26 protein-coding genes are annotated in these 24999 nt (G+C 64.3%); 13 read left to right on the top strand and 13 right to left on the bottom strand.

The annotated features are described in order from the left end of the window. Positions 1 to 198 precede the first annotated feature (198 nt). The 3 genes from FCN77_RS26365 (at position 199) to FCN77_RS13075 (ending at position 3836) form a co-directional block, all read left to right on the top strand. Positions 199 to 684, top strand: coding sequence for a DUF4158 domain-containing protein (locus FCN77_RS26365; RefSeq protein WP_217496148.1), 486 nt, complete (start codon positions 199 to 201; stop codon positions 682 to 684). Next, positions 681 to 3212 (top strand): Tn3 family transposase, encoded by a 2532-nt coding sequence (locus FCN77_RS13080; RefSeq protein WP_217496147.1) that lies wholly within the window; start codon positions 681 to 683, stop codon positions 3210 to 3212. Before FCN77_RS26365 ends, FCN77_RS13080 begins: the two co-directional genes overlap by 4 nt. Positions 3213 to 3320: 108 nt before the next feature. Then, the gene (locus tag FCN77_RS13075) at positions 3321 to 3836 is read left to right on the top strand and encodes a putative immunity protein (protein ID WP_137322605.1); all 516 of its coding nucleotides are present in this window, start codon (positions 3321 to 3323) and stop codon (positions 3834 to 3836) included. A 121-nt stretch (positions 3837 to 3957) separates the two neighbouring features. Here FCN77_RS13075 and FCN77_RS13070 read toward each other — a convergent pair whose 3' ends face one another. After that, positions 3958 to 4389: a class I SAM-dependent methyltransferase gene (locus FCN77_RS13070; RefSeq protein WP_254679020.1), complete on the bottom strand. Its 432-nt coding sequence runs from the start codon at positions 4387 to 4389 to the stop codon at positions 3958 to 3960. A 251-nt stretch (positions 4390 to 4640) separates the two neighbouring features. Here FCN77_RS13070 and FCN77_RS13065 point away from each other — a divergent pair, with 251 nt between their 5' ends. Further along, positions 4641 to 5027, top strand: coding sequence for a hypothetical protein (locus FCN77_RS13065; RefSeq protein WP_137322604.1), 387 nt, complete (start codon positions 4641 to 4643; stop codon positions 5025 to 5027). A gap of 81 nt (positions 5028 to 5108) precedes the next feature. Here FCN77_RS13065 and FCN77_RS13060 read toward each other — a convergent pair whose 3' ends face one another. Both FCN77_RS13060 and FCN77_RS13055 read right to left on the bottom strand, forming a co-directional pair. Continuing rightward, positions 5109 to 6683, bottom strand: a complete 1575-nt coding sequence (locus FCN77_RS13060; protein WP_137322603.1) for a multicopper oxidase family protein — start codon at positions 6681 to 6683, stop codon at positions 5109 to 5111. Beyond that, positions 6680 to 7012 carry a hypothetical protein gene (locus FCN77_RS13055; protein ID WP_137322602.1) on the bottom strand — a complete coding sequence of 111 codons (333 nt, stop codon included), beginning with the start codon at positions 7010 to 7012 and terminating at the stop codon, positions 6680 to 6682. The genes FCN77_RS13060 and FCN77_RS13055 overlap by 4 nt, the downstream gene beginning before the upstream one ends. A 138-nt stretch (positions 7013 to 7150) precedes the next feature. Between FCN77_RS13055 and FCN77_RS13050 the strand changes: the two genes are divergently transcribed. Then, positions 7151 to 7612, top strand: a complete 462-nt coding sequence (locus FCN77_RS13050) for a MarR family winged helix-turn-helix transcriptional regulator (protein WP_137322601.1) — start codon at positions 7151 to 7153, stop codon at positions 7610 to 7612. Positions 7613 to 7896: 284 nt separating this feature from the next. Here the strand turns inward: FCN77_RS13050 and FCN77_RS27710 are convergent, their stop codons facing one another. After that, positions 7897 to 8211, bottom strand: a complete 315-nt coding sequence (locus tag FCN77_RS27710) for a zinc-binding dehydrogenase (protein WP_368074268.1) — start codon at positions 8209 to 8211, stop codon at positions 7897 to 7899. After that, on the bottom strand, positions 8196 to 8825 hold the full coding sequence (locus tag FCN77_RS13045; protein ID WP_368074267.1) for an NADP-dependent oxidoreductase: 630 nt from the start codon (positions 8823 to 8825) through the stop codon (positions 8196 to 8198). The genes FCN77_RS27710 and FCN77_RS13045 overlap by 16 nt, the downstream gene beginning before the upstream one ends. Positions 8826 to 8914: 89 nt before the next feature. On the opposite strand from FCN77_RS13045, the gene FCN77_RS13040 reads away from it, so the two are divergent. Continuing rightward, positions 8915 to 9412 carry a MarR family winged helix-turn-helix transcriptional regulator gene (locus FCN77_RS13040; RefSeq protein WP_137322600.1) on the top strand — a complete coding sequence of 166 codons (498 nt, stop codon included), beginning with the start codon at positions 8915 to 8917 and terminating at the stop codon, positions 9410 to 9412. A 216-nt stretch (positions 9413 to 9628) separates the two neighbouring features. Continuing rightward, on the top strand, positions 9629 to 10564 hold the full coding sequence (locus FCN77_RS13035) for a phosphotransferase (protein ID WP_137322599.1): 936 nt from the start codon (positions 9629 to 9631) through the stop codon (positions 10562 to 10564). 105 nt (positions 10565 to 10669) lie between these two features. Here the strand turns inward: FCN77_RS13035 and FCN77_RS13030 are convergent, their stop codons facing one another. Then, on the bottom strand, positions 10670 to 11536 hold the full coding sequence (locus FCN77_RS13030; protein WP_137322598.1) for an alpha/beta fold hydrolase: 867 nt from the start codon (positions 11534 to 11536) through the stop codon (positions 10670 to 10672). Between the two features lie 53 nt (positions 11537 to 11589). Here FCN77_RS13030 and FCN77_RS13025 point away from each other — a divergent pair, with 53 nt between their 5' ends. The 4 genes from FCN77_RS13025 to FCN77_RS13010 all read left to right on the top strand — a co-directional run bounded on the left by FCN77_RS13025 (position 11590) and on the right by FCN77_RS13010 (position 14784). Next, the gene (locus FCN77_RS13025; RefSeq protein ID WP_137322597.1) at positions 11590 to 12000 is read left to right on the top strand and encodes a helix-turn-helix domain-containing protein; all 411 of its coding nucleotides are present in this window, start codon (positions 11590 to 11592) and stop codon (positions 11998 to 12000) included. A gap of 287 nt (positions 12001 to 12287) precedes the next feature. Continuing rightward, positions 12288 to 13229 (top strand): tyrosine-type recombinase/integrase, encoded by a 942-nt coding sequence (locus FCN77_RS13020; protein WP_137322596.1) that lies wholly within the window; start codon positions 12288 to 12290, stop codon positions 13227 to 13229. Then, positions 13226 to 13549: a helix-turn-helix transcriptional regulator gene (locus FCN77_RS13015; protein WP_123253988.1), complete on the top strand. Its 324-nt coding sequence runs from the start codon at positions 13226 to 13228 to the stop codon at positions 13547 to 13549. The genes FCN77_RS13020 and FCN77_RS13015 overlap by 4 nt, the downstream gene beginning before the upstream one ends. Beyond that, positions 13546 to 14784 (top strand): hypothetical protein, encoded by a 1239-nt coding sequence (locus tag FCN77_RS13010; RefSeq protein WP_217496145.1) that lies wholly within the window; start codon positions 13546 to 13548, stop codon positions 14782 to 14784. The genes FCN77_RS13015 and FCN77_RS13010 overlap by 4 nt, the downstream gene beginning before the upstream one ends. A 236-nt stretch (positions 14785 to 15020) precedes the next feature. Here the strand turns inward: FCN77_RS13010 and FCN77_RS13005 are convergent, their stop codons facing one another. The 7 genes from FCN77_RS13005 to FCN77_RS12975 form a co-directional block, all read right to left on the bottom strand. Further along, the gene (locus FCN77_RS13005; RefSeq protein ID WP_137322595.1) at positions 15021 to 16109 is read right to left on the bottom strand and encodes an IS110 family transposase; all 1089 of its coding nucleotides are present in this window, start codon (positions 16107 to 16109) and stop codon (positions 15021 to 15023) included. A gap of 503 nt (positions 16110 to 16612) precedes the next feature. Next, positions 16613 to 16813: a hypothetical protein gene (locus FCN77_RS13000; RefSeq protein WP_137322594.1), complete on the bottom strand. Its 201-nt coding sequence runs from the start codon at positions 16811 to 16813 to the stop codon at positions 16613 to 16615. Positions 16814 to 17079: 266 nt separating this feature from the next. Next, complete coding sequence (locus tag FCN77_RS12995; RefSeq protein ID WP_175417251.1) at positions 17080 to 18564, bottom strand: AarF/ABC1/UbiB kinase family protein; 1485 nt, start codon at positions 18562 to 18564, stop codon at positions 17080 to 17082. 140 nt (positions 18565 to 18704) lie between these two features. Next, entirely contained in the window at positions 18705 to 20327 is a 1623-nt protein-coding gene (locus tag FCN77_RS12990) for a DHA2 family efflux MFS transporter permease subunit (protein ID WP_137322592.1), read from the bottom strand. A gap of 28 nt (positions 20328 to 20355) precedes the next feature. Further along, positions 20356 to 20793, bottom strand: a complete 438-nt coding sequence (locus FCN77_RS12985; protein ID WP_137322591.1) for a DUF2871 domain-containing protein — start codon at positions 20791 to 20793, stop codon at positions 20356 to 20358. 91 nt (positions 20794 to 20884) lie between these two features. Next, positions 20885 to 21586, bottom strand: coding sequence for an ABC transporter ATP-binding protein (locus tag FCN77_RS12980; RefSeq protein ID WP_137322590.1), 702 nt, complete (start codon positions 21584 to 21586; stop codon positions 20885 to 20887). Between the two features lie 75 nt (positions 21587 to 21661). Beyond that, complete coding sequence (locus tag FCN77_RS12975) at positions 21662 to 22795, bottom strand: ABC transporter permease (RefSeq protein ID WP_137322589.1); 1134 nt, start codon at positions 22793 to 22795, stop codon at positions 21662 to 21664. Between the two features lie 178 nt (positions 22796 to 22973). On the opposite strand from FCN77_RS12975, the gene FCN77_RS12970 reads away from it, so the two are divergent. Further along, complete coding sequence (locus FCN77_RS12970) at positions 22974 to 24314, top strand: sensor histidine kinase (protein ID WP_137322588.1); 1341 nt, start codon at positions 22974 to 22976, stop codon at positions 24312 to 24314. Further along, positions 24311 to 24970, top strand: coding sequence for a response regulator transcription factor (locus FCN77_RS12965; protein WP_137322587.1), 660 nt, complete (start codon positions 24311 to 24313; stop codon positions 24968 to 24970). Before FCN77_RS12970 ends, FCN77_RS12965 begins: the two co-directional genes overlap by 4 nt. The last annotated feature ends 29 nt before the right edge of the window (positions 24971 to 24999 follow it).

Genomic DNA, 24999 nt, shown 5'->3' with positions numbered 1-24999 from the left:
GAGCAGGTGAGGGCCCCTTTGGAAAGGGGCCCTCACTGCTTCTAAGCTCGCTGAGTCCGTACGTCAGGGAACCAACCCTCCGGGGCTTTCTTCGGTTCCGTCCCCCTCGGGGTCCCGGTAGTATTCGCCGGAAATCGGGCGGATATGGCTGGGTAGACTTCCGAGAGCGGGTTCCGTGCGCTCTCTGGAAGGTTCGTTGTGGCTACGCAAGTGTTTACTGAGCAGGAGCTGGAGGGGCTGCGGCGGTTCCCTGAAATCAGCAGGGATGAGCTGTTTCGGTTCTTCACTCTTTCAGCATCGGATCTTGCGTTTGTTGATCCTGGTCGAGGTCGAGGCCCTGCGGACAGGCTCGGAGTGGCGGTTACGCTATGTGCGTTGCCTTGGATTGGGTTCGTCCCGGCCGACGTGTCGTCGGCGCCGAAGGTGGCGGTGCAACGCCTAGCAGACCAGCTCGGCGTCGAGCCAAGCGTGTTGCGTATGTACGGACGACGGGCGAAGACCCGCACTGATCATTTGCGTTTGGTCTCAAAATATCTGGGTTGGCGGGTACCGGCAACGATGGAATTCAAGGAGCTGGACGAGTTCTTGCTGGCTCGTGCGATGGAGCACGATTCGCCGACGCTATTGTTCCGCATGGCGTGTGAGTATTTAGTCACGGCGCGGGTTATCCGCCCGGGCCGGTGACCGTGGTGGAACGGGTTGCTCATGCTCGTGCCGAAGCTCAGAGAGAGACTTTTGATCGGCTTGCTCATGAGCTAACGGACGCTCGGCGGGTGGATCTGGATGCGTTGCTTGTCACGGATGCCAAGATCGGAATGAACCGGCTGCGGTGGCTCTCCACGGGACCTGTCGAAGCCTCCTCGGCGGCGGTGAAAACCGAAATCTCGAAGCTGGATTTCCTGCGATGTTTAGGAGTGGAGGCCCTGGACTTGTCGGCGCTCCCCGCTGAACGGCGCAGGTTCTTGGCGAGTGTAGGGCGCCGGTCGAGCGCACAGGCGCTGGAACGCCGTGAGCCGGAGCGCCGCTACCCGATTCTGTTGACACTGTTGGCCCAGTCGGGGACGGAGGTTCTCGACGAGGTCGTGCAACTTTTTGATCAGACCATCTCTGGCCGGGAAAGCAAAGCCGCGAGCAAAATGCACGACGTATTGGCTCAACGGGCCAAGGCCGGTGAGGGGCGGCAAGCGTTGCTGGATGACTTGCTGGCCATCATCTGTGACATGGAGCTGGACGACGAACAGATTGGCGGCTTGATCCGCGGTGAGCGGATTGGGTGGGAGCGGCTGCGTTCGGCGCAGTCGGTCGCGTTGCCTCCTTTGCCACGTGATCATGGGCATCTCGCGGCTTTGGATGGTTCGTACGGGTATTTGAGGCAGTTCACCCCGCAGTTCCTCGCCGCAGTGTCGTTCTCCGGTGGCACGGCTGCAAGTGAGCTCCTGGACGCGATTGGGATTCTTCGGGATTTGAACGCCACGGGTACCCGCAGGGTCCCTGCGGACGCGCCGGTTGGGTTCGTCCCGGCTCGGTGGTCCGGGTATCTGCAGGATGCGGCGGAGTCCGGAAACACGGTCGCGTACCGGCATTACTGGGAGCTGTGCACGTTGTTGGCGTTGCGTGACGGGCTGCGCACAGGCGACGTGTTCGTACCGGGCTCGCGCCGCTACTCCGACCCCGCCCTGTACTTGCTCACCCCGGAAAAGTGGGGCGTGCAGCGCGAGGAGTTCTGTCAGCTGGTCGCTAAGCCAGCGGACCCGGAACGTGCACTGGCCGCGATGCAGGAGGAACTTAACGAAGCACTCGATGGCCTGGAGGAAGTTCTCGCCCGCGGGGACGGACCGGTGCGTCTGGACGAGAACGGTGACCTGGTGATCTCGCCGCTGACAGCGGAAGACGTGCCGGCCGAAGCCGTGGCGCTCAAGGAAGAACTGACCGAGATGCTGCCTTTCGCGCCGATCGTGTCTCTACTGATCGAGCTGGACAAACGCACGGGCTTCCTGGGCTGTTTCACCCATGCAGGGGGCAAACAGGCGCGCAGCCCGGGGCTGAAACGGAATCTGATCGCGGTGCTCCTGGCGCACTCAACGAACCTTGGCCTGACGAGGATGGCCGATGCCTGCGGAATCTCTTACGATGTGCTGGCGTGGACGGCGGAGTGGTATGTCCGCGAAGAAACCCTGCGGGCAGCGAATCTGGCCCTGATCACCTATCACCAGAAACTGCCGCTGACCCCGGTATTCGGCACAGGCACCCTGTCCTCGTCCGACGGTCAGCGATTCCCGACACGGGGGAAGTCCATCACGGCCAGGGCAATGAGCCGGTACTTCGCTAATGAAGGCCTCTCGACATACACGCACGTGACTGATCAACACGCCACTTACGGCACGAAGATCATCGTCGCGACCAAGCGCGAGGCCCACTACGTTCTCGATGAGATCCTCGGGAACGCAACGGATATTCCCATCACCGAACATGCAACCGACACCCACGGAGTGACCCTGGTGAACTTCGCCTTGTTCGATCTGCTGGGCTTGCAGCTTTCACCGCGTATCCGGGACCTGGGCAAGATCACACTGAGCCGGATCGGGTCCCGCGCGCAGGTCCAAGCCGACCACCCAAACGCTGGACCTTTACTGACACGGAAGCTGAACACCGATTTGATCGCCGAACACTACGACGATTTGCTGCGTGTGGCCGGATCACTGAAATTCGGGCATGCTACCGCGTCGCTGCTGGCTGGCAAGCTCTCGGCATCCACCCGACAAAACAGCCTCGCCGCGGCCCTGAAGGAATACGGGTCCCTGCGCAGGACCATCTACGCCGCCAGATACCTTAGCGATCCTGTGTACCGGCGTAGAATCTCACGCCAGCTGAACAAAGGCGAGTCGCTGCACGCCCTGAAACGGGATCTGCTCTACGCCCACGAAGGCGTCATCCGGGGCCGGCACCTGGAACAACAAACCGAACAGGCATGGTGCCTCACACTCATGACCAACTCCGTGGTGGCGTGGACAACCGAATACTACGGACTCGCCGTGGAATCGATGCGTCGATCCGGGAGACGCGTCGATGACGAGGTCCTGGCCCACATCTCCCCGGCACACAGCGAGAACATCAACTTCTTCGGCTCCATCGAAGTCGACATCGACGGCGAACTCGCTCAACTCGGACCCACCGGATACCGGCCACTGAGGGTCCGAGACACCCTGTTCTGACGGCCGTGGCCGGAATCCTGGGTGTCCTTATGCCCACGGTTCTTCGTGCCTGTGGTTTCAGGGGAGGTCGGTTGCCATCGGGGCTCCGGGAGAGTATGAAACAGTCATATGATCCTTCCTGCTGTCCGCGATCCTCGTCTCGTGTCCATCCGGCGCGGGGGTCTCCTTACCGATGACGATCATCAACTCCTGACCTTCTGGGCGGCTGCCTGCGCCGAGCACGTTTTAGGGCTGTTCGAGGAAGCGAATCCAGGGGATCACCGGCCTCGTACAGCGATCGAAGCGGCCCGAGCCTGGGCGCGCGGTGAAGCGAAGATGATGGCCACCCGTGCGATGGGAGGGCATGCAATGGGCGCCGCGCGTCCTCTGCGTGGTGCCGCACGGTTCGCGGCGTACGCAGCCGGCCAAGCGGCGTGTATTGCCCATGTTCCCGAACACGATCTGGGGGCGGCCGCCTATGCCATTAAGGCTGCTGCGGCTGCGGTAACTGAGCATAAGAGGCGAGGAGCTAGGCAAGCTGAACGCAACTGGCAGCGCCAGCAGATTCCCGGTCACCTCCGCACCCTGGTCCTTGAGGACCAGAGCCGCAGAAACAGCATCTGCTGGTCCGTCTTCAACGACTGAGGCACCTTGATCGGTGTCCCTATGCCTATCCTTTACCGGACGACGGCACTTATGGCTGCATGAGCCCGCTTGCCCGGGTCCTGGCGTGTCTCCACGTCGAGCACCTCGAAACCCGCTTCGCTCAGAAGGTCCCCCATCTGCTCGGGGACCAGTAGTACGCCGTTGTAACAGCGTGCGGGAAAGAATCGCCCGGAGACCCATCGAAGAATCCAACGAGTAATTGCCCGCCCTGGGTAAGGGCGCGAGAGATCTCCCTGAGCACCGAGGACAACTCGTCCGGTGGCACGTGTATGAGGGAGTACCAGGCCAGCACACCATGCACTGTTCCATCTGGTACGTCTAGATTACGGAACGATGCAACGCGAAAAGGCACTTCAGGAAAGCGTACGCGGGCGCTCTCAATGAATTCGGGAACGAGATCGATTCCTTGCACAGACGCCCCGCGTTGATACAGGAAGTCGGTCCAATGACCGGGTCCACACCCGGCATCAATCAGTTGGCCGTCAATACTTGATGCCCAACGTCCGATGCGTTCCCGATCCTCTACGTGCATGTCCTCAACGGAACCAAGAATGCGCGTGTACTCGGCGGCACGCACCCCATACGCGGCTCGGATAGATTCGCTCTCCATACTGACGAGCGTATCGGGGAAGGAACAACACTGAATTTCATAGCGGCCAGCGTCCGCCGGCGGATCCCTTGCAGGACGCTCCCGACGCTCAGCCCAGATGCTGGTCGCAGGCGATAGTGCGCTAGTCGATTGATCCGTCACGATTCAGTGATTTACCTAGATACGCTGTCTCAATGACTCATACGCTGCTCGAGCTCGAACGCGCATTCCGCTTGTCATGGAGTGCCGAGACAACCTGCCTCGACGCCAAGAGCCTCACCAAGTGGCACCCAGACAATGCCGCGCATGGCCAGTGCGGGCCTACAGCTCTCGTCTTGCAAGACCTGCTCGGCGGTGATCTGCTCATCGCAGACGTCAGTGGCGGCAACGAGGAAGACGAAGTCCACTACTGGAACCGGTTCCCCGGGGGTTTCGAGATCGACCTAACTCGAGAGCAATTCAAAAATCACCGCATCATAGAAGAGCCCCGTGTCGTCGTCCGACCGCCAGAGGGGCCCCAAGCATACGTCAGCGAGTACCAACTGCTGCGCGCGAGGGTGCTTTCCGCACTCAACCTCTGATCAACCGCTTTAGAACGTCCGGTTAAGGATCCTCATGCGGGACAGGCTCCCTATGCCGCTGACAGGACGCCCCACATTTCGTTATCGGGTCATGAAGTTGGCCATCATTGCCATGTCTTCGTGTTCGAGATTGTGGCAGTGGAAGACGTATTTTCCGGCGTAGCCGTCGAAGCGGATCGCGATGGCGGCTTCTTCGGCGGGGCGGAGGTCGATGGTGTCCTTCCAGCCGGCGTCGAAGGCTCCAGGGCCACCGATTCCGCGGGAGAGCACCTGGAAGGGGTTGAGGTGCAGGTGGACGGGGTGGTGGAAGTCGGCGATCAGCCGCCAGATCTCAACGGTGCCGAGCTTTACGGCTGCGGAGATGTTGTCGGAGCTGAACGGCTGGCCGTCGATGAGCCATCCCTTGGTGTGGCCGACGTCGCCGGACTGGAAACGGAAGGTCCGCGTGGCGACGGCGTCAGCGGCGGTGATCGGCTCGATGGTCGAGAGCCGGTCGGGAACCGTGAATGTGTCGTGGCTCTTTGGCCCGACGATGAATCTCATGATCTGTGACATGTTGCCCTCGCCGAAGTCGTTGAGCAGGGTGACGGCGGTTCCGGGTTTGTAGCCGGCGAAGTCGACGACGATGTCCACGCGTTGTGCGGGTGCGAGGTCGAAGTGTTCGTGACGGATGGGCGCGGCGAGGAGGCCCCCGTCCGTGCCGATTTGTGTCATTCCCCCGTCTGGTTGGGGGTCGATGCGGAGGTTGAGCCTTCTGGCGTTGCAGGCGTTGAGGATGCGGAGACGGTACTTCGCGCCGTCGACCTTCGCGACCGGCCAGGGCGTGCCGTTGACGAGCATCACGTCTCCGAGGACGCCGGCGACGAAAGAGCCTGTGACGCCCGGCGTCGTCATGAGGGTGGGATCGATGCTGGGGTAGAGGAAGTCCCCTGTGGCGCCGAAGCTGCGGTCGGTGATCATGACCGGCAGTTCCCGCGCACCGGCCGGCAGGCCGAGGGCGTCTTCTTCGTCGTCGCGCACGAGATGGAACCCGGCGAGGCCGCGCCAGACGCTCGGGCCGGTGAAGTCCATCCGGTGGTCGTGGTACCAGAGCATTGCTGCGCGCTGGTCGAGCGGATAGTGGTAACTGCGTTGGCCGACGGTGGTGTCTCCTGCCATCGATGGGCCCATGCCCTGCCCGTGCATGTCCATGTGCTGGTTCATGTAGGACATGTCGCCCGGATAGATGAAGTCCGTCGGATAGCCGTCGCTGTCATGAGGGGTGCGTCCACCGTGGAGGTGCACGACCGTGGGCACGGGAAGGTTGTTGGCGTGAGTGACGACGGCGGAGCGGCCACGCCGGGACACGATGGTTGGGCCGGGGAAGATCCCGTTGTAGCCCCAGATCTCTGTCTTGGTGCCGGGCAGGATCGAAACGTCCGCCCGGGTTTGACTGATGTCGTAGTAGTCCGCGTCGGCATCGCTGCGTACGGGGTACAGCACCGGCGGAGTACGGAACGGTGATGTGAACAGGGCGGGGAGCGGGAGCCGGCTGGGCAGAAGGTTCCCGGTTGAGGTGGAGCCGCCGGCCCCGAGGCTGTAGGGAATCCCGACGCCCAGGCCGATGCCTGCCAGCAGGCCTGCCCCGACGAACGTCCGCCGGCTCACATCGCTCATGCCCGTCTCCATGCCCATACGGCGAGGGCAGTGGCGGTCATCAAGATCGCCACCCCGAGCGGCACATGCACGCTGATCACCCGTGTGAATCCGAGCACGATCTGCAATCCGATCAGCCCGAAGGTGCCAACGCAGGCAACGATTGGCCACCACGGCCCGCGACCCGGCCAGCGGAGCAGGACCGCCGCGACCGCGGAGATCAGCACGGATACCCCGGCAAAGGTCGCGTTTTCCCGGTGCAGGTGAAGGGAATCATAGCTGCCGGACAGGAACTGGCCGGCGAAGACGGCCTGATCGAAGAGCATTACCGCCGCTGCTGTGCTCGTCACACGGAACACCCACCGCGGCCACCGCGGCCCTGAACGCCGAACGATGGCTGTATCCGTTCCCGTCATCTTCGTCACCGTCTCTCCGTAAATTAGATTCACTTGAATCGGATTCAATCGAATCTAACATAGTATGGAGACATGCAGAAGCCCCCCGGAGTGAAACTGAGACTGGGCCTGCTGCTGCGCCAATCACACGGACGCGCTGCCGGCGCCCTCAACGCTGCCCTCTCGACGCTGGGTCTGACGGGCCGCCACTTCGGAGTGATGACGTTGCTGGACCGTGATGGGATTTCCACCCAGCGGGATCTGATCGTGGAGACCGGGAGCGACAAGGCGGGCATGACCCGGACGGTCGAAGACCTCGAGAAGCTCGGATACCTGTCCCGCACACAGTCCACGGTCGACAAACGCGTATCCAATCTGACACTGACGAAAGACGGACGAGCCGCCTTCAACACCGCCAGGCGGCTCGCCGGTGCAACCGCGGAAGAACTCTTCGCGGCATTCACCCAGGCCGAACTCGAGATGCTCGAGTCGCTGTTGGCCCGGTTTACTCAGGGAACCGGGCCGGAGGACGGGCGGCTCCACGCAGCGGACTGACCATCTTCACGAAAAGGACTCGTCGGTCGCGGACGATCCGGGCAGAGCCGTCGATGCCTGAGACCGCCCCTGGTCGGACTGCTTCGGCGAGCAGTGCACACAGACAGACTGCCGCAACGTTCACCTCAGCTAGCGATCAGGCCGATGTTCCCAATGTGCGCGTTGAGGGGATCCTTTACCGGACGCCAGCGCGTTCGAGCCTTTCGGCGTCCGCTTAAGGATGGGTCCACTGGAGTCGTTCAACCGGTGGATCATCGGTCCCCGTCGAGATGTGGGCGGCGTATCTATGGCAGGATGATCGTCTTGCCGGCGATGCGGCCGGCGGCTGCTTCGGCGTGGAGGGCCTGCACTTCGGCGAGCGGGATCCTGCGGGTGACCTCGACGGTAAGTGCGCCGCCGTCGACGAGCGACACCAGCTCCGCGAGTCGTTCGCGGTTCGGCAGCACGAACACCGTCACCGCGGTCACGCCGCGAGTCTCGTCGTCGGGCGTCTCCATGAACGCCGTCGTGCTCACGACGCGGCCACCGTCGCGGACCTTAGCCACGTAGGCGGCGAATAGCTCCGGGTCGATCGGCGCGAGATTCAGCAGGAGATCCACCTGTCCATCGATCGCCTCGAGGGTTCGGTGGCGGTGCGATCGATGACCTGGTCGGCCCCGGCGGCGCGTACGGCGTCGATGCTGCGTGGACTGGCTGTCGCGATGACGTGGACCCCGGCGCGCCCGGCGAGCTGGATGGCGTACTTCCCCACGACACCGCCGGCGCCGATGATCAGCACCCGTTGCCCGGCGGTGAGCTCCCCGGCGTCGAAGAGCGCCTGCCACGCGGTTAACGCCACGGACGGCAGCGCCGCCGCGTCTGCCAAGGGGATGCTCGTGGGCGCGAGCACCACGGACTCCGCGGGCGCGATGACGGACTCCGCCGCGCCGCCGTCGCGTTCCATGGGGAGGAACGCGATCACCGAGTCGCCGATGGCCGTTCCGGTGACTCCCTCGCCGATCGCGTCGACGGTTCCGGAGACGTCGTAGCCGGGGATGTGCGGGAGCTTGATAGGGATCGGCAGGAACCCTGCCCGCATACCGTTGTCCGCCGCGTTGAACGCCGACGCCGCGACGCGGAGCCGCACCTGCCCGGGGCCGGGAACCGGCTGGGGGATCTCGCCGTACTGCAGGACCTCTGGCCCGCCGATGCTGTGGAACTGCACTGCCTTCATGATCATATCCTCTCATTTTGCTTCGAATTCGAAGCGATATAGAGAATGTAGCATTACTTCGAAATCGAAGCAACAGGTAGGATTGGAGAATGACTGAGACGACGCCCGCCTCCCTAACACCCACCCAACTCGCCGCGTACTTCGCCTTCACCGAGGTCAGCGGCCTCCTCCGGCCGGCGGTCGAGCGACAGCTCCGTGACGTAGGCGGCCTGAGCTACGTGCAGTTCCAGCTCCTGGCGCGCCTGGGCGACGCGCCGGACGGGAATCAGCGCATGACTGACCTGGCCGACGGCGTGGTCTACAGCCGCAGCGGCCTGACCTACCAGGCACAGCTCCTTGAGCAGCGCGGTCTCATCACGCGTTCACCGTCACCGGAGGACGAGCGCAGCACCGTCGTTGCAATCACCCCCGTCGGCCGAGACGTCCTCACGGCCGTATTCCCAGGCCACATCAACACCGTCCATCAATTGCTGTTCGCCCCCATCAGCGACGGCGACGCCGACGACCTCGCGCGGATTCTCGGATGTGTCAACGCACACCTCCGCGCAGCACCACCACGCTCAGCGAACCGCCGCCGGAGCAAGTGACCGCTGGCAGGCAACCACAATTGCCCGCCGCTGTTGGGGGCGCAGTCGCGACAGGAATCGAGCACGCAGCCGTCCAAAAGCCGGTCGTACAGCGGGCGCTACAGTGCCCGGTGAAGGATCCTCATCCGGACGGATCGCCCGTCGGTACGAAGGGTGCATTCGCCCGGTCTGCAGGGGATGCCGGACCGGTTGGGTTGCTGTTTGTAGGATCAAACGATGGTGATGGCTGCAATGCACGTTCAGGTTGAGGCATGGTGCCTACGCGTGTTGGGACACGGCATACTCACTTCGTTGCGGTCCGACGCTGGCGGCCAGATGTCATATCTGTTCCGTTTCGATTCCGACGACCGGGGACCCTGTGCGGTGAAAGTCCGGCCAGAATCCGCGCGTAGAATCAGCCGATGTCTTCAACTGCAGTCGACCGCAGTTAATTCCGGGTTTCCTTGTGCCCGTCCCATGACAGGCGTCGACAAGCTTGATCCCGGGATGGTGGTCAGCGCAGAATCCTGGCGTCCAGGCGGTGAGATGAACACGGACGGAGACTTGGCCTTCGCCCGTCGATCGGCTTCACTCCTGGCGGACCTGGCAGCAATCCTCGAAAAGGAGTCTCCGGCCGGCCTTGGCGCGCCTCCACCATGGATGCATTGGAACCCACCGACCGGTCGCTTGTGGCCGCCAAATCCAGTCGTGGACGCCATGGACCAAGACCGAGTACCCGAGCACGTGACCGCAATTGCCCGTGCCGTTTCCGAACGGCTCGCCAACTCGTCGCTACCGCTGGTTGTTGGCCATGGAGACTGGGAGAGCCAGAATCTTCGATGGGACGGTGTCAGCCCCTGGGCGGTCCACGACTGGGACAGCCTCGTGGCCCTCCCAGCCGCGGCAATTGTCGGGGCAGCATCGGGAGCCTTCGCAAGCACCAGCGTCCCGACACTTGCCTCCTTAGAAGCTTCGGATGAATTCATCCATAGCTATGAACAGGCAAGAGGCCAGCTGTTCACCGCTGAAGAGCACGAAGTTGCCTGGGCTGCCAGCCTCTGGCCAGCGCTCCACAATGCCAGGGGTGAAAGCCTCTTCCAATCACCGCCCACTGCACTGCAGGCACTCACCGAGCAAGCACCCCAAAGACTCCAGCGCGCCGGCGTCCGGTAAGGGATCGCTCATCGGACATGCTTCGTCGGTTCGACCCTGCGAGCTCTGCCCTGGTCGGCTCTCAGGGGGCACGGTTTCCTGTTCCCCTTGTATGGATTACGTGGTTTAGCCGAAGCAGCGGCTAGCGGTGGCGAGCACCATTCGCGCGGCGTCCTGTGGCGCGTCGATCGGAATTATGTGCCCACTTTCAGGCAACAGGTGGCCTTCGAAATTGTCCGCAACTCGGCTGAGCTGCCGCGCCAGCGAGTCCTTTACTGTCGAGGCGCCGATCGCCGTTACCGGCATGGGCAGCCTCCCACGCTCTGACCAGGCTCGGTTCCATTGCGCATTCGCCGGCATGGCCCGATAGTGACTGAACGCCGCGCGGAGACTGTCTCGGCCCGTGTATGCATCGACGAACCGCTGCGCGAGGTCCTCGGGCATGCCGGAGCGCGCGCCCAGAGCAAGGAAGAACCGAACATAGCGGTCCTCGTTTCCCTCCAAGAGGTCCTCGGCGAGACCGCCCGGTGCCTGATGGAACCGGAACCACCACGGCCCGCCCGAACTTAGAAAAGGTTCCGCGCCGGAAAGGCCGCCGATGATGGCCTCGATGACAGTCAGGCTCAGCACGCGGCTGGAATGCGCCGCTGCGAGTACGAACGCCGGCGCGGCGCCAAGATCGAACCCGACCACGTGAGCCGCCCCTAGTGACAATGCATCGAGAAGGCGTATCTGGTCCATCGCAAGGGTTTGAGCATCAAACCCGGTCGCCGTCCGTCCCGAATCGCCGGTGCCGCGAAGATCCGGGGCCACTACCTGGCATCCGCCCGCGACCAGGTATGGCTCCACTTCTCGCCAGACATCCTTCGTGTGAGGAAAGCCGTGCAGCAACAAGACCGTTGTTCCGCTACCTGCGATCCGCACGCTAACGGGTAGATCACCGAGATGCACTGTCTCGACGACCGATTTGTACGGCTGTCTCGGGTTGCTCATGTCGTTCGCCTTCCAGTTACCATTGGGTACTAGGCAACTGTAGGAGAGTGGATGTGACTGGACAAGGAGGCACTTCGAGCACCCCAGGGAACTCCGGGGGAACCAATGGCCGTATAGGCGACCTGTTCGACGCTGCCTGCCCGACGAGGCTGCTGCTGGATCGTGTCGGATCAAAGTGGACGGTGATGGTGGTGCTGCTCCTCGCTGAGGACGAGCTGCGATTCGGCGAACTCCGTCGCCGCATGCCCGGTGTGTCGCAAAAGATGCTCACACGGGCCCTTCGTCAGCTCGAAGATGACGGCCTCGCGCACCGTAGGGTCGAACCTGTCAGCCCACCCGCCGTGCACTACTCCCTCACCGCCCGCGGCACCACCCTCGTCGCACCGCTTCAGGGACTTAAACGGTGGGCGGAGGAGAACATGAGCAATGTCGAAGAGTCTTGGATGCACTCGTTACCGTCGTAGAAACGAAGGGCGGCCGACTGTCCGTAAGCCGGTCGTCCACCGGCCGCCCCGACGCTGCACTTCGGCCTTCTCCATATGCGCGTGTTTCCGCCATTCCTGGGCAATAGTCGACGAGTTCGTTGGATCCGGCTGCCGTCTATACATGGCCCGATAGCCCCGGATTCGGGCTATTAATGCCGGCAGGACTCACCTGAGGCTCCTCCTGAAAGATTGTCACCAAGCGTGTCAGAATTTCGTCTAGAAGGTGATTGCTTCATTCAGGATGAACTCGAAGTAGGAGGCAAGTCGTGACTCTGGCACTTGTGCGTGATCTTCGTGAACATCAGCGGTTGATGACTGAAGAAGAAATCGCAGACTTCGAGACCGACCTGCTCGCCGAGTTCGTGCTGGCTCGTGCCTCGGCGGGATTGGTCGACAGCACCATCCGCAACGACACCAACCATCTCGAGCTGATCAGGGCTTGGTTCGGCCGGCCTCTTTGGGAGATGCAGCCTGCCGATGCCGATGCCTATTTCGGCAAGGTACTGCGTGATGCCAGGCCAGCAACTCGGACCGGTCGGGCGGGCGCGCTGTCAGTGTTCTTCGAGTTCCTCGAGCTCCGCCACAAAGTCGAGCTGCACGGCCTTACTGGACGTGTCATCGAATGCCCGTTGGATGAGATGAACCGCCCGCGTGCCTCAACGGACCCGCAGTTGCGGGTGCCGCCCACCGAACCCGAGATCGACCGGTTGTTCGCCGGGTGGCGGGAGGAATTGGTCTCCTGCCGGAAGTTCGGTCCGGCTGCCCGCAACTATGCGGTGGCTCGGCTGGCTGCCGATGTGGGGCTGCGGATCAACGAGGCCCGCATGCTCGACCTCGATGACGTGTGGGGCCACTTCGACGCCGACGATGCTCGCCCTGGTGCCCCACTGTTTCCGTCCGAGCGCAAGAATGGCGATGGGTCGTGCGCTCGTGCGACCGCGGACGTGTTCCGGCGCTCACTGGCCGAAGCCACGGACGCGCACCTGCCTGCCTGGTCCGGCAAGCTCACCCCGCACGTGCTGCGGCATTACTGCGCATCCCAGCTCTACCGTTCCGGGATGACGCTGTTCGCGATTCAGGAGCTGCTGGGCCATACGTGGACCGGAACGACGGCCCGGTACGTCCATGTCCACCGTTCTCACGTTGAAGAGGCCTGGCTGCGCGGCCACGAGCGCGCCACCGACCGTTGGAAGGGATTGACCTCATGAAGTGGAATCTCCGGCTGGCCGCGGCAAATCGCGGAATCTGGAAGGCCAGCGAGCTCAAGCGGATGCTCGCCGAGCGCGGCCTCGTGATCAGCGCCGGGAAGATGTCAGGGCTGTGGTCCGGCCAGCCAAACACGGTCCGTCTCGACGAGCTCGATGTGATCTGCGCGGTGCTCGGCTGCGGCGTCGAGGATCTGCTCCTGCCCGACGCCGACTCGGTGCCCGCGCCGACGCCGGCGAGCACCGAGCGCACCCTCGCTGTCGGCCAGGACCACGCAGTCAAACCGCGCGCCCGCACCGGGCGGTCGCTGCCCCCGCGGTGATCTGCGTCCGCTGCGGCTCCGTCTTCACCGACGGCCGCCGAGACCGGCTCTACTGCAGACCTAACTGCCGGAAACGAGCCTCGGAGATCCGGTGCCAGACCGGAACCCCGCCGCCCCCGAGATGGCGTCACCCGGCGCTCGGCTCCGAGAAGCCGGCCCTGCGCCTCGCGGCTGCCCGCGCCGAACAGGTCGGCCAGGCCCACGGCTGGTCACCTGCGACCTTCCTTTACGTGCTGGACGGCCTGACACTGCTGCTCAACGACCGGGCTCCGGGCGACACTGTCCCGCTCACCGAGGTCAGGCACCGCGCGTCCGAGCGAGGCCGCGGTGTCCGAATCGCCGAAGTGCTCGCTGCCGCAGGGTTGCTCGATGATGACACCGAGCCGGCGATCCGTTCCTGGATCCACCGCCGCACCAATGAACTGCCGGCCGCGTTCGCCTCCGATGTCCGTGCCTGGCTGCTCGTGCTCCTCGACGGCGACACCCGCAGCCGGCCACGATCGCCGCGAACGGTCTACAGCTACTTCGGTTCCGTCAGACCGCTGCTGGAGCAGTGGTCAGCCAGCCGCGGACACTTGCGCGAGATTACCTCCACGGACATCGCGACCGCAATCGAGCCCTTGCGCGGATGGCCGCGCAGCAACACGATCACCGCGCTGCGCTCACTGTTCCGCTTCGCCACCCGACGGCGGGTCGTCTTCACCAATCCCACAGCCCGCCTGACCAATCCCGGCGGTGAGCGCAGCCTGCTGCCGATGACCGACGCCGAGATCCGTGCGATCGAAACCCGCGTCACCACCCCCGCGCAGCGGCTCGTCGTCGCCCTGGCGGCCGTCCACGCCGCCGACGCCACGACCATCCGCGGTCTCATCCTCGACGACGTCGACCTCCCCAACCGGCGCATCACCCTCCGCGGCGTCGCCCAGCCTCTCGGGCCACTGGCCCATCGGGCCTTGAAAGTCTGGACCGAACACCGCCGCAGCACGTGGCCGCACACACCCAACCCGCATCTGCTCATCTCCCGCGGCACCGCCCACGGCGTCGGCTCCGTCAGCCAGACGTACATCACAGACCAGCTGCTGCCAGACGGTGTAGGAATCGACCGCATCCGCAATGATCGGATCCTTCACGAAGCGCTCAGCATCGGGCCCGACCCCCTGCACCTCGCCCTGATCTTCAACATAGGCCACACCACCGCGAGCAGATACACCGCTTTCGCCCAAGCCATCACCTAAGCCCAGCTCGAACACGGCGGTTAAGCCCGGAAGGTCAATCACCCTCAACGGCCCCATGCGCAATGGCGAAATCTGAACCGCGCCGGTTCTCGCATTTCATCCCGAAAAAAGCCGTGGGTTCCACGGAATGGGACTTCAATCTGGCTGAACTCACGGCGGACATTCCCGTATATCCTGCCCGAATTAATGCCCGGTGAAGGTGCGGCGGTTTCCAGCCATCGACTCTTCTATGTCTGTCAAGCCGCTTCCTGCACCTTTTGCGCCTGAGCCGTGGCATTCAGAATCCTGAACACACGTCGGGCCAAATAGCGCTTGATGCAGCGTCGGATTTCTTTATCAGTTTTGCCCTCAGTGCGGCGCTTTTCGGCATAGTCACAGGTTTCAGCGTCATAGGTCATTCTGGTGATCGCAGCCATGTGTAAGGCGCTGTTGAGCCTTCTATCGCCTCCCCGGTTGAGCCGGTGCCGCACCGTGTTGCCCGACGATGCCGGGATGGGACTCACGCCAGCCAGGCAGGCGAAAGCCGCTTCGCTACGGACCCGTCCCTCATGCGACCATGCCACCAAGCACTTCGCCGCGGTCACCGCCTTGAAGCCCTTCTCTTCGAGCAGGGGAGCTGCCTCGCTGACCTTGACCAGCTCGTCCAATTGTTTCTCATTGGACTTCAGCTGCTCCTCCAGGTTCAGGATGTGCTTGGTTAGACGGATCGCTTCAGCCCGGGCGATGCTCAAAGCCAGTTCTTCCTCACGCTCACGCCACCGGGAGATCTCCTCGATCTGGGCGGGGGTGAGCTTCTTGCGGGCATCGGTACCGACGTCGTTGCTGCGTACCAACGCGTTCAAGGCGTTGATCGAACGGGTGCGGTCCTTGCTTATGGATTCACGAGCGGTCACTAGGATCCGCAAGCCCTGGCGGATCCCGTCATTCAAGCGGGGACGACGCAGCTTCTCCACCGGTAAAGGCAGCACGGCCATGGCCATGCGCTGGGCATCCAGGGCATCGGACTTACCGACCCCGCGGTTGCTCTTGGCATCCATGCGAGGAGCCTCGGCAACGGGGAATCCATGGGTGGCCACGGTGCCGGCGAGGATCGCGCCGTAGGAGGCGGCGCCTTCGACCACCCAGAGGGTGTCTGCGTCGGCGTTGGTGCGGCGTGCGACCCATTTGATGGCTCGGTTGATCCCGGCTGCGCTGGTGGGGAATGCCTGCTTATCCAGCATGGCGCCGTTGGTGGCGTCGAGAATGGCGTAGACGTGGTTTCGGGCGTGGGTGTCGACACCCACGACAAACGGGTGAGAAAGCGCGACGATAGACGTGTTGGTCACGGCACCTTTCCTTTGTGTTGGACATGGTTCTGGTGGCCGATAACGGCCGGTACCAGTCCGGGTAAGGGTCACAACGGAACAGCACTGTGATGGGTCACGCCCGTAAGGGTGGACAATCTTCTGATCAAGCTACCGTGGTGGGCCGGACGGGCGCCGGCCGACCACCACCGCAGACGGACAAGTCGATCGAATGACACCTTGGGGTCAGTCGCAACATGAGTCACGTCTCCGGGGTGGAACGGCCGGAATCTATCCTGCCAGCCAGTCCCAGACCAGCTAGATCAAGTCTCACAGTCGCAACAGGTTCGATTTGAAGGTATCAGAATCCCCGTTTTGCTATCGAAGGCGCTGCCGCGTGCGCCACCCGAAGGACAGGTTCAATCGAATGCTGCCTCAGCAGCAGACGTTCCGAGAGCCCCGGGAGTCTGCTGATTCGTTCCCTGTAAGGACGTCCTAGATTTCAACCTGGGACCTTTCGTGGCGTCAAGGAATCTTTGGGATACTTAGTGGTTAGTGCTGGTGTTGAAGACCAGGTAGAGGACGCGGAGCATGAGGACGGCTGCTATGCCGGCGAGGTTGTATCCGATGACGTGGAATAGCGGCAGGCCGGGGGCAACGTCGGCGCTGTTACCGAAGGCGAGCAGGATGACGCCCATGATTCCGAGCACCCCGGCGATGAGTGTGAGCAGGGCCTGGCCGAGCATGTTGGTCAGGACCTCCCGGTCGCGGCGGTCGGCGAGGAGCCGGACGTTGACGCTGAGGTGGCCTTCCTGCAGGGCTGTGGCGAGCTGGTCGAGACGGCGCGGCAGTTTACGGAGCAGCGGGAGGGTGTCGAGCAGCTCGCGCTGGACGCTCTCCTTGATTCCTCCGGGGGTGAAGTGTTCTCCGATTTGGGCGCCTGCGAATGTTCGGGCTTCGGCGACGATGTCGAAGCCGGGTGCGAGGGAAGTCAGAGTTCCTTCAACGGTTGCTATGGCGCGGAAGGCGCCGGCGAGGGCCGGGGGATGGCGAGGTCGAATCTGGCGAGGATGCGTACGAGTTCGTTGATGACTTTCAGGTCCAGTGGGACACCGGGCTGGAGGGACGTGCCCATGAACTGGCTGAGGGTGCGTTTGAGGACGGGTACGTCGATCTCGTCGGGGCGGATAACGACTTCGAAGAGGGCGTTGACGAGGAGTCCTGCGTCGGCCCGGTCGATGGCGAGTACGACTTGTCGGATGCTGGTCCGGAGGTCGTGGTCCAGCCTGCCTACGGAGCCGAAGTCAACCAGGCCCAGCCGGCCGTCGGTGAGGACGATGATGTTTCCCGGGTGCGGGTCCGCGTGGAATGTCCCGTCGATCATGATTTGCCGCAGGAGGCTGCGCATCAGCCGGGCGGCGTATGTTGTCCGGGTGCCGGTCTCCATGGAGCGGGCCGTTGCGGGGTCGCTGAAGGTTCGTCCGTCCAGCATTTCCATGACGAGCACCCGGGATGTGCAGAGCTCAGGGACATGGAATGGTATGACGACCCGCACGTCCTCCGGGTGCCTGGCGACGGCGGTGCGGAGGGCGATGATGTTGCGTGCCTCCTGCTCGTAGTCCAGTTCTTCCCGGAGGTTTTCCGCGAAGCCGAGGGCCAGTGCCTCGGTACCCAGGGATCTGCCGAAGGCCGTGGATTTTTCGAGCTTTCTCCCGATCCGCACGGCGATGTCCAGGTCAAGGGACACTTTGTGCCGGATGTTGGGTCGCTGGACTTTGACGGCGACCCTTGATCCGTCGTGGAGGGTGGCCCGGTGGACCTGCCCGATCGACGCTGCCGCCAGGGGTATTTCGTCGAAGTCGGCGAAGACTTCGGCGACTGGACGGCCGGCGTCTTCTTCGAGGATTTGGCGTACCTGGTCCCAGGGCACCGGTGCCACGTGTTGTTGGAGCCGGGAGAGTTCGGTGATGTATTCCGGAGGCAGCAGGTCCGGCCGGGTGGAGAGCATTTGGCCGAACTTCACGAACGTGGCACCTGCCTCCTCGAGGGCCAGGCGCAGGGATCTTGCCCGGGTGGCGTTGACGTCCGGGCCGTGTGAGGACCGGAGCGGGAAGAGTCCGTGCTTTGCGCCGATGCGCAGGATCCGGGAGTAACGGGCCCCTCGCTGGGATCCGGCCCGCAGGCCTGCCAGCCAGGTGTGGGGCGGGGGAGCACTCCGCGGGGACGATGAGTTCAGCGACGACCAGGAACAAAAACGCGGCGAACAGGGCGATACCGAACTGGATGCTGATGTAGGCGAGTCCGCGGTTCGGGGTCTGCCAGAGGATTTGGGATTCGAAAAGGAACTCCGCCCGACTGCCACGATGAGGGCCATGACGGTGCGGCCCGCCCCGATGCGTACGCCCAGGATCCGCCGGGACAGGAGTGCCAGCAGCATCATGGTCAACGCCAGTAGCCCGATCATTCCGGTGATCAAGATGAGTCGTTCTGGATCCATGCTTTTATGCTCCTGATGCCGTAATTGTTTGGTCAGTCGTGGGTTCGCTGCCCGGCGCATGGGTTGCCCGGGCCCTGCCTTTCTGCGGGCGGGTCCGGTCACGCCGGAAGGCGGGCCGCCTGGTCGTTGTGGGCGTGGGGCTAGGCGTCCCGGCTTCTGCGGGACATCGCGGCGACGCGCAGGGACGCCGCGAACCCTACGACCAGAAAGAAGCTGCAGACGACCAGAGTGATCCGGGTTGCGTCGCTGAATCCGGAGGCGAGTTCCTGGACGATGCCAGGTCCCTGGGGGCCGAACGTTCCGGTGGTTCCTTGTCCGCGGAGGGCTGCGATGAGACCACCGGCACTGTCCCGGGTCTGGAGTATCAGGTCCTTGGCGGCCGCGCCGGGGACGCCGGTGAGTGCCGTTGTCCGGAGAAGGCTGAGCGAGAGGACGCCGCCCAGGACTGCGGCGCCGAGGGCGGCACCAACCTGGCGTACGGTGCTCTGGGTGGCGGAGGCCTGCCCGGAGCGATCCACGGCGATGTCGGCAAGGGTCGTTTGGGTCAGTTGGGCGGAGGCGAGTCCGAGTCCGAGGCCGTAGACGGCCAGCAGTCCGGCCAGTAGCCATTGGGACGCTTCCGGGCGGAGGAAGGCTGACAGAAGGAGGACGCCGAAGACTTCCAGACCAAGGCCCAGGGTGACGACGTTGGGGGCGCCGATTCGTGCCGAGAGGTGGCGTGCCTGCGCTCCGGCGATGAACGCGCCGGCGGCCATTGCCGCCAGAATGACTCCGGCGCCCAGGGCGGAGAGCCCGGCCACGTTGACCAGGAAGAGCGGCAAGACGAAGAGGAGACCAAATTCACCGGTCGCCACGACCATGGCCGTAAGGTTTCCCCACCGGAAAGTACCGGTGTTGAACAGCTCCAGGTCCAGGATCGCGGACCGTCCAATCCTGGCGCGGTGGCGTTCCCAGAGGACAAAGAGCGTGAGGAACACTGCCCCGGTGAGGAGGGACACGGGGGCAGCCGAGATGGGCGCGGTGACCGGCCAGGCCATTCCGAGCACGGTCAAGGACGCTGCGGGCGTCCACCAGCCCAGCGAGCTTCCCTCGATCAGGCCGAAGACCAGGAACCCGAAACCGAGGCTGCTCAGGAGCAGCCCGTCCACGTCGAGTCCGGGCGCGGTGATCCGTGCCCGGGTTTCCGGAACTGCCAGGACTGCGCCGGTAATGACCGCGGCGCCGAGCGGGATGTTGACCAGGAAGATCCATTGCCACGAGAAAGTGCTGGTCAGCCATCCTCCCAGGAGCGGCCCAATCGCGGCGGCCCCCGAGATGACAGCACCCCAGATCCCGAAAGCGGTGGCACGGTCCTTACCCCGGAACGTGGCGTTGACCGTGGACAAGGTGGTGGGCAGGACCAGCGCCCCGCCGATTCCCTGGATGACCCGGGCGCTGATGAGCGGGGCAGCTTCCTGAGCCATGGCGGCGAGAAGGCTGCCGCCTAGGAAAATGAGCACCCCGGCAATGAAGAGCCGCCGCCGGCCGATGCGGTCCCCGAGCCTTCCCGCGGTCAGCAGCAGGGCCGCGAACACGACGGAGTAGAGACTGTTCACCCATTGGGCCTCGGAAAGGTCCAGTTTCAGGTCCGCGATGATGGCCGGCAGCGAGACCCCGACGATGGTCCCGTCGATGACGATCATGGACAGCCCGGCAGCCAGTACGGCCAGGCCGGCCCATCGTTTCCGGGCGCCGGTCGCCGGCGCTTCCAGGTGCAGGGTCATGTCTTCCGCCTCCGGGTCAGCGGGCGGATCAGTTGGCGGTGGTGAGTTCGGCTTCGGCGGTTTCTTTGCCGGAGACGCGCTTGCCGAGGGTGATGAAGAGAAGGATCAAGCCGGCGGTGAGGCCGATGTGGCCCAGCCCGGAGATGCCTGCGATCGCAGCGGACGGGGTGCTGCCCTGAACGGTAAGGACGCCGCTGAGGACCATCGTCGCCGTGGTGAGGGCCAGGCCGGCGTTGTAGGTCCAGAAGAACACGTTGAACATGCGCAGTGCGGAGAGGTTGAAGAGCTTGTCCAGTGCCAGGACGGTGAGGAAGAAGAGCATGCCCAGGGCCAGGAGGTGGGTGTGGACCACGGAAAGCTGGCTGTCGCCGGTGAAGTCGTTGGCTTTGGTGAATTCGCGGTAGAACAACCCGGACGCCAGTCCGGCGATCATGTAGGTAAAGGCGGCGCAGTAGAGCTTTTTCATGGCGGTGGTCCTTGGCTTGATGGGGGTGGCGGCGGCGGGCTCCCGCGCTGGTGCGGGAGGGGCGTGGTTTTGCGGGGAGCGACGGTGGACGTTAGGCGTTGGTGAGTACGGGGGCGGTGAGCCTCCCGTCGCGCATGGTGGCGACGGAGTCGGTCAGCGGGACGAATTCTGTGTCGTGGGTGACCATGACGGTGGCGACCATGAAGTCGTCGGTGACGCGGCGCAGGAGCCGGACGATGGAGTCGCTGCGTTCGTGGTCCAGGGCCGCGGTGGGTTCGTCCACGAGCAGGACCTTGGGATCTCCCATCAGGGCCCGGGCGATGTTGACCCGTTGGCGCTGGCCGCCGGAGAGCTGGTGGGGACGTTTGTCCGCGCTGGAGGCGAGTCCGACGATGTCGAGCAGTTCTGCGGCTTTGGCGCGGGCGGCTTTGACGGACTTTCCGCGCAGGTGGTCGCCGATGATGAGTTGTTCGGCGGCGGTCAGGGACGCGAGCAGGTTGGGCTGTTGGAAGATGATGCCGATTTTCTCGCGCCGGAGTGCGGTGAGGTCTTTGTCGCCGAGCCCGGTGGCGTCGGTGCCGTCGATGAGTACCAGGCCGTGGGTGGGGCGGACGAGGGTGGCGGCGGCGGCCAGGAGGCTGGATTTGCCGGATCCTGACGGGCCGACGAGGGAGATCATCTGGCCGGCCTGGACCGTGAGGTTCACGGTGTCGAGGGCTTTGATGGTTCCGTCCCCGTCCGGGTATTCGAGCGTGACGTTGACCAGATTCAGGGGGTTGGGGGTGGAGGACATGGTGGTACTTCCTTTGGTGATGTGCTCGGGGAGGATTCTGTAGGGGGCTGCGGACGGGACGGGCCGCGGGAGGGTTTAGTTGCCGCCGAGGGCGATGAGGGCGTCGACTTTGGTGACGCGGCGGACGGCGAGTGCTGCGCCGGCCAGGCCGAGGGCGATGATTCCGAGGATGGGCAGCAGTGTGGTTGCGGGGTTGACCAGGAAGGGGGCTGCCTTGGCTGCGAAGAATCCGCCGAGGATGCCGATTCCGCCGCCGAGCCCGGCGCCGGCGAGCAGGACGATCGCCGCCTGGGTGATGGCGTCACGCAGGACATAGCCGCCGGAGGCGCCCATGGCTTTGAGCACCGCGATGTCGCGGGTCCGCTGCACGGTCCAGACCGTCAGGAAGGCCACGATAACCAGGGCGGAGATGCCGTAGAGGAAGGCCTGCATCAGGGTCAGGGAGCCGTTCTCGCTCTTGTAGGAGCCCAGTGCCTGGAAGGATCCGGTGCGGGAAGCGCTGACGGTGTGCGCTGCGGTGTTGGCGGCGGCTTCGTCAACGGTGGCGCGGTCCTTGTACGTGATGGCGGCGACGGTTCCGACCTGTCCCGGGTCGCTGAGGTGGGCGAGCTTGGACCAGGTGGGAAGCGCAGTCCAGACGACGCTGGTGTGGGAATACCACTGGTCCTCGACCACGGCGCTGACAGTCAGTTCGGTGCCTCCGACGTTGGCCTTGTCCCCGGTGTTCAGGGAAAGGGCCTTGGCCACGGATGTTCCGATCACGACGGTGTCGGCGCTGACGCGGGAAGGGGGCAACTGGCCCTCGGGTGCGACGCCGAACACGGCGACGTTGGTGGTGCCGGTACCGGCTCCGGTGCCCCCGGCCACGGCCTGGAAACGGGTCTGGCTGATGCCCAGGGCTTCTGCGTCCTGCACGCCGGCCCGGTTCTTCCAGCTCTCGAGCTGCGCGGCGGTGACTTCGCTTTCGGTGAAGGAGGCCTTGGGCTCGTTGGTGCCGGGTGCACCGAACGCGATGCTGTCTACCGCCCGGGTGGTGACTCCGCTGCCGTGGACGGCGCCGAGTTTGTCGATTGCGGAAGTTGACTGGTCCCCCAGGCCGGCGGTAAGTCCTGAGAGCATGACCAGCAGCAGGGTGATCAGGGCGACGACACCGCCCATCAGGGCGAACCTGCCCTTGGCAAAGCGGATATCGCGGATAGCAAGAAACACGTTTTCTCTTCTTTCAATGGGTGACGCGGGGGGGCGGGAAAAGCTCCTGTATCCACTCTCCCGCGGGCAGGGGCGCGCGCCATCGTGCAGGTGGTTGATATGGGGCGGACGAATGGTTGATCCCAGGGTCAACCTTTTGGTTGACCCGCGCCGGACCGGGGACGCATAAGCTGATCCAATGCCCGCCACAGACCAGCTCCCCGCGCCGGACAGCGACGGTCCCTTAGGACCGGGCAACGGCCTGCCCGACGACCTCGATACAGCGCCCTCCGTTGCGATCCTGCGCGTACTGAGGGTGACCCTGCACGTCGGCTTCGCCGCCCTGCTCGGGGTGGCCCTCCTGAGGCTGCTCATATCTGGTGGCGGGGACCTTCTGCGATACGTCCTGGCCGGGACGTCGCTGGTTCTGGCCGGTGTGTATCTCACCGGGACGATCCTGGAAAAGCGCTTCGCCGCGGCCGGAGCGGGTTTCGATCCGCGACCCTACGGGGTCCTGTGGCTGGGAATCGTCACCGCTTTGTGGTTCCTCCTCCTGGCCGGGAGTGGGGACTTCGCGTGGTTGGCGTTTCCCCTCTTCTTCCTCCACCTGCACCTGCTGCCGCGTCGGATTGCGCTGCTGACGATCGCGTTGATGACGGCGGCGGTCATTGCCGCCCAATGGACCGCCAGCGGGCTCCCCGCCCCCCAGCCAGCGGTCGTCATTGGCCCGCTCTTCGGTGCGGCGTTTTCCATCGTGACCGGACTTGCCTACCGGGCGCTCTACCGGGAAGCCGAGAACCAGCGCCGTGCAGCCGATGAACTCCGCCGGACCCGCGCGCAGCTGGCCGCATCCCAACACGACGCCGGCGTCCTGGCCGAGCGCGAACGGCTGGCCCGGGAAATCCACGACACCCTCGCCCAGGGGTTCTCGAGCATCGTTCTGGTGGCCCGCGCGGCGGAAAAGTCGCTCGCGGACGGAGACACCGCTACCGCCGCTGCACGCTTTGCGCTGGTTCAGCAGACCGCGTCGGAGAACCTGGCAGAGGCCCGCAGTTTCGTCCGCGGGCTCTCGTCCCCGCAGTTGCAGGGAGCTTCCCTGATCGAGAGTCTGCGCCGGCTCTGCGAAAGCACCGAAACCAGCTCCGCGGCCCGGGGCCTGGGGCTGCGGTGCCGGTTCGAACTCGACGGTGACCCCGTGGAGCTGCCGCAGCCATACCGGGTGACCCTGCTCCGGGCAGCCCAGGCCAGCCTCGCCAACGTCAGAAACCATGCCCGAGCCGGCAACGCCGTCGTGACCGTCGCATTTCTGGGCAGTGAAGTCACGATGGACATCTATGATGACGGTGCCGGTTTTGATCCCGCCGGATTAACGGCGCGGACACAGGCCCGGACGGATGGGACCGGTTACGGGATCCTCTCGCTGCAGCAACGGGTGAGGGCACTCAACGGTTCACTTGACCTGGAATCGGCCCCCGGGGAGGGGACGGTAGTGGCCGTCCGCCTGCCCCTGGACGAGACTTTCGGGAGGGAAGAGCAATGAAGGATATCCGCATTCTGCTGGTCGATGACCATCCCGTCGTCAGGGCCGGGCTGAGGGCGATGCTCACCGCCTTCGAAGGCATCTCAGTGGCAGCCGAAGCGGCCGACGGGGAAGCAGCTCTCAAGGAACTGAAACGGCTGCAAATTCTGGGTGACCGGGTTGACGTCGTGCTCATGGACCTGCAAATGGGCGCCGGAATGGACGGAGTCACGGCCACATCGCGCATCAAACTGCTCGAGGAACCTCCGCCGGTCCTGATCCTGACCACCTACGACACGGACGCCGATATCCTGGCCGCGGTGGAAGCAGGAGCCAGCGGCTACATGCTCAAGGACGCCCCTCCCGAACAGATCCACCAGGCAGTACTGGCCGCCGCCGCCGGCCAGACGGCGCTGGCACCAAGAGTCGCAGCCCTGCTCATGGGCCGAATCAACAACCCCGCGCCCACCCTCACCCCGCGGGAAGTCCAACTGCTCGAATTGCTGGCCACCGGGCTATCCAACCGCGCCATCGCCAAACAAATCTTCATCTCCGAGGCAACCGTGAAAACCCACCTGGGCCACATCTACGGCAAACTCGGCGTGGACAACCGCACCGCAGCCATCGCCGCCGCCACCCAGCGCCGCATCATCCGGCCCCCCGGCCTGCAGGCATGAGCATATGACTGACTCTTCGATGCTCGCCT

Source organism: Arthrobacter sp. 24S4-2 (assembly GCF_005280255.1).
In the GTDB taxonomy this organism is placed as follows: Bacteria; Actinomycetota; Actinomycetes; order Actinomycetales; family Micrococcaceae; genus Arthrobacter.
This window is presented reverse-complemented; position numbering and strand designations above follow the sequence as displayed.